We start from the raw sequence: 13956 nt of genomic DNA on the forward strand, positions 1-13956 counted from the left end.
CTGCTTTTTTACCAAAAAATATCTTTTTTAAAGGATGGTAGTTGAATGAAGGGGAGAAAGAGGAGTTTTAAGCGTTGGACAAGCACCTTCATGGCAGCACTTCTATTGATTAGCACGTTTTTGCCAAGTAGTTTTATTGGCAAAGCGCATGCGGAGCAGGCTAATCATGTAGTCATTTCTCACGTATTTGGCGGGGGAGGCAACTCAGGTGCTCCATATAATAAGGATTTTATTGAATTATACAATCCAACCGATCAACCAATCTCATTAGCAGGCTGGAAGGTGGAATATGCCTCCAGTACAGGGACATTCAATAGCTCAACACTATTGAATAAAACCATTCCTGCTCATGGCTATTATTTAATCACTGAGGCTGCGGGAGCTAACGGAGTCGATACTCCAGCTGCGGATGACTCAGGGACAATTGCCATGTCTGGTACGAATGGAAAAGTAAGATTAGTAGACACGGAAGCAGCTGTCATTGATTTGGTTGGATTCGGCAGCGCCACTACATACGAAGGTTCCGGTGCGACAAAGGTCTTATCTAACACAACAAGCGCTCAACGTAGGCCGTATGCAAACGTAGACCCAGCTCCTGGTAAAGGAAACGCATGGGATACAGATGATAACGCGTCAGACTTCTTCGTAGGACCTGTTGCAGCTCCAAGAAACACAGCAAGCCCAGCGGAAGAACCAATGGTTCCGGTCACAAGCTTGCAGCCAAAAGGAACTAATATTCAACTTTTACAAGAGGGTACTTCGGTAAAAGTTACAGGTAAAACGGAAGCAGCACAACCTGATTCCGCAGTAAAAGTATATGAAACTTCAGCAAAAGGAATGGCGCTTGGTACAGCAACAGCAAGTGCTGATGGTTCATTTGATATCAGTTTCACGACGGATAAAGTGCTATCCTCTGTGTTCGTTTCTTCGACTCAGAGTGGTCTAGTCGAAAGTACTGCCATCCAAATTGACGTGGCGAAAGCAAGTACAGCGATCACACAAGCAAAATTAAGCTATGTCGTCGCAAACGGTGTAGGAACACTGATTGGCGGTGCAGGTGCAGCAAGTGCAAATGCCATTATCAATGTTTATCCAAATGATACCGCAACTGCATCTGAAAGATTAACTACTGAAACAGTGACGGCAGGTACTGGTGGAGATTTCTCGATTACAATCAGCAATGCTCCTGATACTGTCTATGTAACACAGTTAACAAGTACTGCAAAGGGAATCATGCTAGAAAGTGTTCCAGTTTCGGTTTCAAAAGCAGATACAACGGCTGTTTCAAAAATTGCCGATGTTCGTGTATCAGATGCAAAAGGACAGCCAGTAAACCTAAATCAATTCTTTACGATTGAAGGGGTTGCCACCGTTGATACGCAAATTCTTGGTACACAAAAACAAAACTTCTATCTCCAAGATGATACAGCGGGCATCAACATTTTTAGTGGTTCATTAGATACAGGATATAAGGTGCTCAAAGGTGATAAACTTCGAATCACTGGTAAAGTACTTGTATACAATGGGTTAACGGAATTTGAACCAACTTCGATTAATAAAGTGAGTGAAGGTAACCCAATTCCAGCAGCTAAACCACTGACCATCCTTGATTTAAATACCTATGCCACGGCTGAGCCAAATGAAGGCAGCCTTGTTACGGTAACAGGTAAAGTGTCAGCAGTTGCCGCTTCTGGGGCAAATTATAATGTTACATTTGTCGATGAGAACAATAAAACGACGACCCTAAGGGTAATGGGTGCAACAGACATTAAGCCGGATACAGATCTTGTAACGGGAAAAAGCTATACCGTAACAGGTGTATTAGGGCAATATACGACCAATGCATCGGCAACAAACGGGTACCAAGTTTACCCGCGTGATGGTAAAGATATTGCTCCTATTCTAGGAATTACACACATCCCATTAAAAGAAGTCTACAAAGGCATAAATGTTGAATTTGAAGCCAATGCCGATGGTGCCGAAACCGTAACGGTTTATTATAGAGAAACCGGTGCGACAGAATTTACGGCATTACCAATGGTAAATGGCGGCGACGGACGTTACACGGCAACATTAGAAGCAGCCAATGTCCCTCAAAGCGGATTCGACTATTATATGGAAGCAAAAGCAGGTACACAAGTCCAAACTGCCGGATCAGCAGCAGCTCCATATGCTGTCACCTTAATTGAGGATACATTCGGACCGGCGATAACAGGCATGACCCCACAGGACACGACAAAAATCGAGAGTCCAACACCGGAAATTTCGGCGTTGATTGACGATCCAAGTGGTGTGAATGAAACAACCGTGCAAATGTGGCTTGATGGTCAGGAGCTTACAGCACCGGCAGCAACTCTTAGCAAAACACAGGTGAAATACACGCCTGCAGCAGATCTTTCACTTGGGCTGCATACGGTGAAGGTTTCGGCCAAAGACCTATTAGGAAACGCCACAGAAAAACAATGGACATTTGAAGTCGTGCCGCGTTTTACAGGTGGAAATCACTACCGCGGGACAACCCATAACCATACCAATATTTCACACGATGGAGCGGGAACACCTGAAGATGCCCTAAAAGCAGGGAAAGCCCATCATTACGATTGGTTTGCCTTCTCTGATCACTCCCATGATATCGATCCTGAAAAATTAGGGACAGATACCGTTGTACGGGATGGCATGCAGGAACGTTCCGGTGGAACCGATTGGCAGTTAACCAAAGACTTAGCCAAACAATATACAACTAGCGACTATGTTGTTTTCCCGGCATTTGAAATGACCTCAACAACATGGGGCCACTCTAATATTTTTGGAACAGATAATTTTATCGACCGAAATATTAACGGAAAGCAATACCAAGATTTAAGTCAGTATTATGCATGGGTGATGACATACGATGATATCGTGGGTCAATTCAACCATCCAGATATGTCGGCGAATGCCTTTAACGGCTTCAAGCCTTACAACAAAGACGTAGATAAATTATTTACGATGCTCGAAGTGGGCAATGGTTCCGGTCATTATGGCTATGCCAATGCAGAGGGTAAATTCTACTCGGCCTTAGATTTGGGCTGGCATATCGCACCTACGTATGGTGAAGATAACCATGAAGGAACATGGGGACAGGTAAACGCCCGTACAGTAATCGTTGCGGACGACTTATCTCAAGCATCTTTGCTTCATTCGATGCGTAATATGCGCGTGTATATGGAGGAAGATCCAAACTTCACCTTAGATGTGTTAGCAAATGGATACTATATGGGATCAACTGTTGACAGCAAAACGTTGAACTTTAACATTTCCGGAAGTGACTTAGTAGCGGAGGCGCATAATGACAGCGACTATAGTTATCTCCCAACAACATACAAGTCTGATGACCGAATTGAAAAGGTAGAATTAATTACCAACGGTGGAAAAGTTGTCGATTCGATCGCACCAATGGAAAAAGATTTTACATGGAAACCAACTTACACCGTAACAGGCGGCCAGCAATGGTTTGTCGTAAAAGTAACGCAAGCAGATGGCGAAAGAATTTATTCTTCTCCAATCTGGTCAAAAGAAGAAGCCGTTGACGTAAAAGTGAACAGCATTGATATTGACGGCGGCGTGATTATTGGCGGCAACCCTGCTACCTTAAAAGCAACTGTTGCAAACAACGGTACAGAAGTAGTCAAAAATCTAAAAGTAGACTTCTACTATGATGAAGTGAAACAAGATAATCTGATTGGAACCAATACAATTTCATCGATCTTAACAAAGAGCTCAGCAACCGCATCGGCAACATGGGCCAGCCCATTAACGGGCGACCATCAGATTATTGCAGTTGTCACCTCTCTGGATGGTCTTGATATTGGTGATGCAAAATTTGTTTTACCAGTAAAAATTAAAGAACCGCTCGGTATGAAAGTGTTAATTGATGCCTTCCACGGCAATGAAAACACGAGCGCAGACAGTGGAACCTATAAGGATAACTTAAAATCCTTTACGCTGATGCTTCAAAAAGAAGGATATACGGTTGTTGAAAACAAAGCAGCCCTTACAGACGCAGTATTAAGTACAGTAAAAGTATTAGTGCTTACACATGCAAGAACAGCGTTAACAACGGATGAAAATGCAGCTGTTGCCAAGTTTGTCAAAAACGGCGGATCCTTATTAATGGCAGGAAAGAGCAATAACAGCACCGACCCTACTATTAACAACGCCCTACTAGGTGAAATTGGCTCAACCATTCGCATGGGTAACGACGGGGTATTTGACTTAAGTAAGAGCGGAAACTTCTGGGGCGACCCAACGTTAAGCCCGTATGCAGTCAGACTACATCCAGGATTAACATCAAACTATATTACAGACCGCGTATCGTTTATCGATTATTACAGCGGAACAAGTCTTTCAGCAGCTAACGATCAGTCGCTAATGGGATCCGATAAGGTAACCATTCTTGCAAACGGAAATGACACCACCTATCAAGGTAATATTAAAGGCGGCTACACCTATGATTCGGTGTCGGATGAGACAGGCGGATCAGCGATTCCGTTAATCGCCTCTGAAGAAATTGGCTTTAGCGGCCGGATCGTTGTTTCGGGTATGAACATCTTTAACGACAAACAAATGGATCAATCCTATGAGCCTAAAGGAAACGATGAATTCTCGTTAAATACCGTAAACTGGTTAGCCCATCGTGAAGCAAAAGTATCAACGATTGCAGATGTGCGTAAGCTGGCCGATGATACGGATGTAATCGTTGAAGGAACGGTTACCACTGGTGCCGGTGTATTCTTTGATTCCTTCTATCTACAGGACGAAACAGGCGGGATCATGGCCTTCCAAGAAGTTCCTGAAGGCACATTGAAACCAGGCGATAAGGTACGTGTCTATGGACACATTAAGACCTTCGAAAATAACAAAGAATTAGAGTTTACAAGCTTTGCAAACGACGTTCTTAAAATTGGAACAGGGGAGCCAGTAAAACCGAAAGCTGTTCCAACTGGGGAAGCAACATCTGATACTAACCAAGGACTCCTTGTAAAGGTTAAAGGTAAGGTTGTATCGAAGTTTGATGATAATTCTTATGTGATCAATGACGGTTCCGGCGACGTGTTAGTCTTTACGGATGGATACATCGTCAACCAAAGTGGTCCAGTACCGGTTCTTAAAGTGGGAGACACATTAGAAGCAGTCGGTCTTTCAGGATCATTCTCACAAGGTACACGGATTCGGGTAAGAGATACGAAGGAATTGGTTGGAACCTTGGCGCCAGATACGACAGCACCATTAACTCCAGTTGTAAATCGTATCACTGATAGAAGTACAGTAGTGACAGGGACAACAGAACCAGCAGCTGTAGTCTTTATTAAAGCAGGCTCAACTATTATTGGAAGGGCAATAGCAGATACAGCTGGTAAATTCTCAGTTAAAATAGATAAACTGAAAGCTGGGACAAGAGTAAATGTAATAGTAAGAGATGGAGCTGGAAATTACAGTCCATATCGATCATTATTTGTAGCAGATGTTACTGCACCATTGGCTCCTGTTGTAAGACCAATTACCAATAAGGATAGCGTAGTGACTGGGACTGCTGAACCTGCATCAGCTGTCTTTATAAAAGTTGGTTCAACCATAATTGGAAGAGGAAAGACTACTGCATCAGGAAAATACTCTATAACTATTCCGCTGCAAGCAGCAGGGACCAATATAAGTGTATTGGTAAGAGATGGTGCAGGACATTACAGTCCATACAAAGTGGTGAAAGTTGTAAAATAAAAACACCTTGTAATCCTATTTGTCTGAACTAGTAGAATACATGAATAAAGTGATCCCCATCATTTTTACTGGTGGGGATTTTTTTGCCTAATCCATACTGGATTAATCCCACTATAAAATCACTCCTTCCTTTCTTTTAGTCGTAGGAGAATTTTCCATATAAAATGCAAATTCGACAAAAATCGACAGATTTCACCCTTTACCCCTATTTCTTTTAATGATAAACTTATTTAGATTTAAAGATTTGTCATTTTTTAAAACTATTAAAATTTAGATATTTTTGGCCTAAATTATAAAATATTTTAAATATCTAATGAAGATAAGGTGTATGTCTCTTATATTTCCATTAGATATTTTTTATTTTTATCGAATAAGGCATCGATTTTATAGATATGTGGTTGTGAACATACGAGCAAAAACTATTATAGTGGGTTATTCCAAGTAAATCGCATGTATTTTAATAGGATTCTTAATTGGTAATTGATTGTAAATTCATAGGAACTATTTTAAGTTGGTATAATTGATGCAATAATTATGGTAGATTAACAACTAATTTTCCATTAGTTATAAAGAGCGGCAATAAAAAAAAGTATATAAAAAGCTAGTTTAAAAAGGGGCAATGGGATTGAAACGTGTACTAATTATTTCACAGCACTTTTACCCGGAAATAGGTAGTCATGCAAACCGCATTAAGCACCTGTATATGCTGTTGGGTAAAAATGATTTTGATGTAACGGTCTTAACGACAGAACCCTCATACCCAAATAAGAAGATTTATCAAGATGATCAATTTTGGGATGAAGAGTCTTTAAACCATGACAATGAACACATTGTTAGGGTTGGAATAAGTAGCAGAAAATATTCGAATCATATTTTTAATCGCTTATTTTATTATTTAGAAATAGCGTTAAAATTTATTTTGCTCATTCTTAAAGATAAAAAGAGTTATGATTATATTTTTGTTACCTCTCCTCCGATCTTTACTGGGTTTGTTGGTCTTTTTGCTAAGTATAGATATAAAACAAAGTTTATCTTAGATATAAGGGATTTATGGCCAGAATCGTTAAAAGGTGTTGGTGTATTTGATAATGCCTTTATCTTGAAGGTTTTTGGCATGTTAGAAAAGATTTTATATAAAAAGTCTGACAAAATTATCATAAATAGTCAGGGTTTTCAAGAATATATTCAGAAGAAAGCCAGGATCCAAGAGTCAAAAATCCTCTTCATTCCTAATGGTGTAGTAAAAGAAGAATTAGCTCCATTAAATAGAGAAAAAGGAAAATCCAAAAAGATTATTTATGCAGGAAATCTTGGTCTTGCGCAAAATACCGAAATCATTCATCAACTTGTGCCGCTGTTAGCTGAACAAGGAATACAGCTAACCATCATTGGTTATGGAGTTAATAAAAAACAGCTGATCGATTCGATCAAAAATTACAAGAATGTAACTTTAATCAATCCGGTAACTAAAAAACAATGCTTTAAAATTATCGCGGAGCATGATTTAGGGTTGGTTACCTTAAAAGACAAAGAAGTTTTTAAAACAGTACTGCCAGGAAAAATAATTGATTACATGACTTGTGGGGTACCAGTGGTGGGTGTGATTGATGGATATGCAAAAGATCTAATTAATCATGCAGGAGTAGGATTAGCCATTCATGCTAATGATCCTGAGCAAATTATGTCACATATTTTGAAGTTGTTAAATAACGATTCAGCAAGAATCGAAATGTCTGAAAAGGCACAGAGAGTCATTCTTACTCATTTTAATTGGGAAAAAAATATTACTAGTTTAGTAGAATATATGAACGAATCTACTTTACCTCAACAAAGGAAGGACACTAAAGATGCCAAAGAAAGTATGCATGTTCGTCTGGAATCACTTCACAAATGATGCCAGGGTATTGCGTGAGTGCACAGCGTTATCCGAAGCAGGGTATGAAGTTGATTTAATGTGTATCCACGATCCTAAGGATCCTGCCTTACCAAGATTCGAACAAAGAAATGAAAATTTTAAAGTATACAGAATTAAACGATACCCAATTTTATTGGAATTATTCCAAAAAATCTACAGGTACTCCATGCAAAACAAATTGTTTGGAGCTTTTTTCTTGCTTATTTGGGCATTGCTCATTTATACAGCTCCAGTGTTATTTTCTATATTAACCGTATTAGCAGTTCTTTTGCTGAAAACAAAGCTAAAGGTTGTCTGGGTAAGAGGGAGTCTTATTCTTGGCATGATCATAAAGGGATTTCAAAAGAATTATGATATTTATCATTCCAATGATTTAAATACACTCCCACAAGGTTATATCTGTTCCAAATGGCGGTTAAAACGCAAAAAGCTGATTTACGATTCTCATGAAGTACAAACAAGTCGTACCGGATATCAAAGTCCCATCTATGGAAAGATGGAGGGCTTTTTAATTAAAAAGATTGATGAAATGATTGTGGAAAATCATACGAGAGCAGGCTATAACGAAAAGTTATATGGTTTTTATCCGCATGTTGTTCATAATTATCCATTCAAACAATCAAATATGATTGAAGAAAAAGTAGATTTACATGAAATGCTGGGCATTCCAAAAGACGAAAAAATCCTTCTTTATCAAGGTGGTATTCAAACCGGACGTGGTTTAGATAAGTTGATCAAAGCTGCACCACTATTTAAAGAGGGAACTTTGGTATTCATTGGTGATGGGAAAATTAAAAAGGATCTGCAAGCAGAGGTCCAAGCGATGCAACTTGACGAGAAAATAAAATTTCTCCCAAAGGTGCCGCTTGCAGAACTTCCAAAGTATACACGAAATGCGTATTTAGGTTTTCAAGTATTAAACAATGTCTGTTTTAACCATTATTCAGCATCATCGAATAAATTGTTTGAATATATGATGGCTGGTGTGCCCGTTGTGGCATGTGATTTTCCGGAAATTAAGCGAGTAGTCGAAGGTGATAAAACGGGGGTTAGTGTGGATTCCCACGATCCTGAATCGATAGCCAATGGCGTAAACTGGATGTTGGAAAACCAAAATAAACATAGAGAAATGAAATCAAACGCCTACTCGGCAAGTAAAAAATACAATTGGGAAAATGAAAAAGATAATTTCTTAAGTATTTATAATAACCGCACATCAGGAGTAAATAGCTCATCAGTTCATGACTATTCTGAAGCAGCTAATTAAAACTCTGGAAAAATTTTTGTGCTTTATAGATTAACCAAATCAGGGTCAGATCATGTATGGAATGACCCTGATATGACATAATTCCGATGAAGATTGGAAAAAACAATGGGAGGGCTTTATATGGGTGAAGTCGTAAGATTCAATCTAGAAACTCAATCATTAGAGTTAGAAAATAAAATGCTTCAAAATGAGATCGAGTTGCTTAAAAAAGAGTTAAGGTCACAATTGGATGCGCGTGAATCTGAATTAAACGAATATGAAAAGCTGCAAAAAAAGTACGGTGTTCTAGAAAAAAGATATAACTCCATTAGAAATTCGGTTCTGGGAAAAGTGACAGTTAAATACTGGAAACTTCGAAAAATGATGAAAAAATAAATCGAATACAAAAGGAGTACATCATAGATGAATAATAGTATCAAAAAAAAGCTGGATCAAATAAATAAAACAAGAAAATGGCTAAATCAAAGCCATATTACACAATTTGAACGCAAGGCGGTTGCTGAAATAGGAAGTACGGGCTGGTACAAACAAGCGAATGTGCCAATTACATTTGACCAGTCAGCGAACACATTTTACTCTGAATTAAAAAATGGAGAACATGCTTACTTTTCCTTCAAAGAGCAGAATACGAAATTTTCGATAACCCCCGCATCTAATGATTTGAATTTACAATCAGGGCAAACATACCACTTTTCTATTAAGGGAAATAAGGACAAAGATGTTAAAATCTCATTGTTTGCTATCTTTTATAAAAATGGAGATCGGATTAAAGATGAGGTAATTTCTTTTAATAAGGTGAAGGAAATTACTACATCTGATGATTTTGACGGCATCCGCCTTGCTGTTAAAGTGGCTGGTACTGGCATGTTTATGATTGATTCAGTTCAAATTGAAGATATCTCCGTTTGGAATCAGGAACCAATTGATCAAACTTCATTTGCACGAATTAATCAAATGAATTGGTACCTGCCTAATGAAAAGAACGTTTCATTTGATCGCGATAGTTCTTCTTTTTATATAGATTTAGAAAAAGGTAAACATATCTATATTCCTTATAAAGAAGCAAATATTAATTTTTCTGGAATTCCTCATAACCCGATCCCAATAAATGAGAACCATAATCTCCAAGTTCTTTTTGAAGGAGAAAAAGATGCACAGCTTGATGTAAAGCTATTTTTAGTTTCTTACAATAAAAATAATGAAAAGATGGACACCCATCAAGTAGAACTCAATCAAAGAAGATTAATTAAACTGGAAAAAGAAGCGAAAAATATCAGGCTTGCCATCAGAGCACAAGGGACTGGGTATTTGAAACTAGCAACTGTTGCTGTTTCTGGAGAAGGTTTCTGGCTTAACAATAAGATGGAATCAACTCTATCTAGTTTTCCAAAATATGACTATACATTTGATCTTGATAAAACCAATTTAAACGGTTTATTCCATGATAATCGAATCTTAGTTCACGCGGATGATGATTGTTTTGAATCCAAGTTGACTACGAAGCAATTTCGATTTTTGCCATGTTTGGATGACGGTGAATTAAATTCACCACCAAAAGAAACGGTAATCGTACCTAAAAGGAACTATTATTATGAAATTCACCCGATTGCAGCACTTGCAGGACAGGCTGGCCTAGAACTCTTTATCTTTAGCTTCAAGAATGGAAAAAGGATTAACTTAAAACAGGTTCCATTCAATCAGCAATCGATCATCCGTTTTAGTGAAGATACTACTGCAGTAAAATTTATTTTGCGAGTAAATGGAACAGGATTATTCAAAAATATCCGCCTATTAATAAATGAAAAGAAGATAGAAATTACCAATGAATTAACAATAGAGCTAAACAAGGAGAATTGGTATCCATCTAATAAGTTGTTGAGCTTAAGTAATCAAGGGAACACATTGCTTGCAGATTCAAGGGCTGGCGATAAAAGGGCCTATGCTTCCTACCGTGAGCAGAATAACAGCTATGCTATTCCGCCTATTTCACACTTGATGTCGATAAATAAAGACGCAGTATATGAATTTATGCTTCAGGCAACGGTACCGGAAGATGTACAATTCATCCCAATGGTAGTGGAATATATTGGGGAAAAGAAAGGGCAAGTCTATCAGTTTAGATTAAATACTGAAAATACATTTAGATTTCACCCTGAAACGACAGATATCCGTCTAGCCTTTAGAATTGGCGGTACAGGTAAAGTTAATTTAGAACAGTTTACGATTAAAGAAATGATGGTCCTGCCAAACACAGACCGTCCTCAATATGTCAGCAATCGGGAGCCATATGAATTAAACTTGGTGAAGCCTAAGCCATTAAATAAATTAAAAATGGCCGTTATATTTGATGTGTTTACTACTGCCTCCTATGCTGGAGAATGTGAGTTAATAACGTTTACTCCTCATAACTGGCTGGAAACATTAACAAGCAATAAACCGGATTTACTCATGGTTGAATCGGCGTGGGTTGGAAATAATGGAAGCTGGAACAAACTTGTCGGCTATTATGGCGAAGAAAATATGAAACCATTATTCAGCTTGATCAAGTGGTGTAATGAAAACAATATCCCAACCGTATTTTGGAATAAAGAGGACCCTGTTCACTTTAATCGTTTTATTAAAACAGCCATTAAATTTGATTATATCTTTACGACCGATGAAAATATGGTACCAAAATACAAAGAGCTGGCCGGACATGAACAAGTCTTTGCCTTGCCTTTTGCTGCACAGCCAGCCATTCATAATCCGATTAAAATTGTCGATGAACGTGAAAATAAGGCGTGCTTTGCTGGTTCCTATTATCGTCATCATGAAGAACGCGCAAAGGATATGGATCGAGTTTTAGATAGTGCAGCCAATTTTGGTTTAGATATATTTGATCGTAATTATGAGAAAAACTTAAAAGGCCTTATGCCGAATCACATGTTCCCTGAACGATATAAGGAAAATATAAAAGGGAGCCTCAAGTATTATGAAATTGATAAGGCATATAAAGGCTATAAAGTAATGATCAATGTTAATACTGTTAAGGATTCTCCAACCATGTTTTCTCGAAGGGTATTTGAAGGCCTTGCTTCAGGAACACCAGTAATCAGCACTTATGCAAAAGGCATCGAAATGATGTTTGGGGACTTGGTAAATATTTCGGAAAACGAACAGGAAATTGACCGTGCTTTTAATGTCCTGCTAAATGATGAAAAAGAGTATAGAAGAAAATCAATGCTTGGGATCCGTGAAGTGCTAAGCAAACACACCTATACACAAAGATTAAAATTCATCTGTGAAATGGCGGGGATTCCTGTCAGCTATCAACTTCCAAAAGTGACAGTAATTGCCCTTATTCACTCTAAAGATGAGTTTTTTAGAGTGTTGGATCAATTTAATAGCCAAACCTATGAGCATAAAGAGCTCTATATGCTAGTGGATACATTTGACGGTTATCTCGATTTATTCCGAGGCTATAATACAAAAACTGTTAAAACCTTTATCAGAAGCTATATGCACAAATATCAAAATATGCTGGAATGGATCGATACACCATATATTACCTATTTTAGTGAAAAAGATTATTATGGCAGCGATTATTTAGGAGATCTAATGTTAGCAACCACTTTTACAGATAGTGAATTTATCGGTAAAAGTGCACATTTTGAATATGATGGTAAAGCGGATTCCGTAAAAGAGGTCAATCGAAACAAGGAGTATGAATTTGTAACATCTTTGGAGCCTGCGTCGACGATTGTAAAGACAGAAGTGTTTGCTAAAGAATCCCTTCAGACGGTGTTGGTAAGACTAGAAACCGGCTCTGATTATTCTACCTACCTAAAGTATGGAAAAAAACTACTAAGTAACGACAAATACAATTATGTATCAAATGCATTTAACCAGAAAAACAATCAGCAGTTGAATATGGAAATAGTAAAACAAATTCAAATATGAGGCCTGATATAATGAGTAAAGTGAAAATAGTTTTTGCAGGGCATGATTTAAAGTTTGCTAAATTAATTATCGACTATTTAGAGAAGACGGACCGTTTCGAGATTCGGTTAGATCAGTGGACAGGTCATAATGTTCATGATGAGAAATTCAGTAAAGATTGTTTGGATTGGGCAGATTTGATTGTATGTGAGTGGGGATTGGGGAATGCGGTTTGGTATTCTTCTCACAAACACTCCCATCAAAAGCTAATCGTTCGCATGCATAGACAGGAATTGGATACGGCTTATCCACAACAATTTACGATTGAAAACATCGACGCATTGGTTGCGATTTCTCCATATATATATGAGGAGTTTTATCGAGTCTTTAAACTGCCTCGTGAAAAGACAAAAATGTTATACAACGTGTTGGATGCAGCAAAATTGGACAAGCCAAAAACAGAGGCTGATTTTCATTTAGGAATCATCGGTATTGCTCCAAAAATGAAGAGATTAGATTTGGCCTTGGATGTGTTAGAAAAATTATGGTCAAAAGATAAGCGTTATAAGTTGTTTGTAAAAGGCAAGCTGCCTCAAGAGTATCCTTGGTTATGGAAAAAGGATGAGGAAAGGGAATATTACGAAACTCAATATCGCAGGATTGAACAAGCACCATGGAAAAATGCGGTTGCTTTCGATGGATTTGGTGATATTGATGAATGGCTTCAAAAAATCGGCTTTGTTCTCTCTACAAGTGATTTCGAAAGCTTTCATTTAGCGCCAAGTGAAGGAATGGCCTCGGGAGCAATTCCGTTAATTCTGAATTGGGACGGCAGTGAAACCATTTATGATAAAGAATATCTATATGAAGATATTAATGATTTTGTGAACCATATCCTTGAATTCAATAAAATCGATGCTGAACAAAAACAAAAGATGCGTCAGGAAGCAAAAAACTTTGTAAAACAACGATTTGATATTGAAAAGGTTGGCAAAGAATGGGTAGAATTAATCGGAGAAATATTACCCAAATAACTGGAAGTAATTTTACATTTATTAAGATCCTGTATTTCTAGTAAAATGATAATCGAGGAGGGAAG

The 13956-nt window shown here is 38.0% G+C and carries 6 protein-coding genes; all 6 read left to right on the plus strand.

Annotated elements, in window-relative coordinates; genetic code table 11:
- Window positions 1-45: 45 nt before the first annotated feature.
- Window positions 46-5757 carry an Ig-like domain-containing protein gene (locus AC3ANL_RS01780; protein ID WP_488327577.1) on the plus strand — a complete coding sequence of 1904 codons (5712 nt, stop codon included), beginning with the start codon at window positions 46-48 and terminating at the stop codon, window positions 5755-5757.
- Window positions 5758-6376: 619 nt separating this feature from the next.
- A complete protein-coding gene (locus AC3ANL_RS01785) occupies window positions 6377-7651 on the plus strand; it encodes a glycosyltransferase family 4 protein (protein WP_488327578.1) in 1275 nt (424 codons plus the stop codon).
- Entirely contained in the window at window positions 7605-8939 is a 1335-nt protein-coding gene (locus AC3ANL_RS01790) for a glycosyltransferase (RefSeq protein WP_488327579.1), read from the plus strand. Before AC3ANL_RS01785 ends, AC3ANL_RS01790 begins: the two co-directional genes overlap by 47 nt.
- Before the next feature lie 120 nt (window positions 8940-9059).
- Entirely contained in the window at window positions 9060-9314 is a 255-nt protein-coding gene (locus AC3ANL_RS01795) for a hypothetical protein (protein ID WP_488327580.1), read from the plus strand.
- Between the two features lie 27 nt (window positions 9315-9341).
- Complete coding sequence (locus AC3ANL_RS01800; RefSeq protein WP_488327581.1) at window positions 9342-12878, plus strand: CgeB family protein; 3537 nt, start codon at window positions 9342-9344, stop codon at window positions 12876-12878.
- 11 nt (window positions 12879-12889) lie between these two features.
- Window positions 12890-13891 (plus strand): glycosyltransferase family 4 protein, encoded by a 1002-nt coding sequence (locus AC3ANL_RS01805; protein ID WP_488327582.1) that lies wholly within the window; start codon window positions 12890-12892, stop codon window positions 13889-13891.
- Window positions 13892-13956 lie beyond the last annotated feature (65 nt).

The sequence above is a fragment of the Neobacillus sp. DHD-1R genome (assembly GCF_057747995.1).